At 60.7% G+C, this 234-nt stretch carries 1 protein-coding gene; it reads right to left on the reverse strand.

The annotated features are described in order from the left end of the window. The coding region (locus tag KVT32_RS31670; protein WP_217619593.1) for a hypothetical protein at window positions 1-234 on the reverse strand (234 nt) is incomplete at both ends.

A 234-nucleotide genomic window follows, 5' to 3' on the forward strand; every position in this document is an offset into this window, starting at 1 on the left:
CGGCTCTGTATGACGTCGATGGAAAAACTGGCCAGATATCCCCGAACGGCCCATTCCGATGACTCGTCTTCGTCGTCGATGTAGGCCTTGGCGCCGATGGGAAATGGGTCCGCGTGGACCGCCCGCACCGCCACCCCGCGCGGCGCATGGAACGCGCCATGGATAAACCGAGGGTGATACTGCCCACAGTGCAGCGACTGTTCGGAATACGGCATCGTCTGATATGGCAAGAAC

This window comes from Achromobacter sp. GbtcB20, assembly GCF_019091095.1.
GTDB classification, from domain to species: Bacteria; Pseudomonadota; Gammaproteobacteria; order Burkholderiales; family Burkholderiaceae_B; genus Achromobacter; species Achromobacter mucicolens.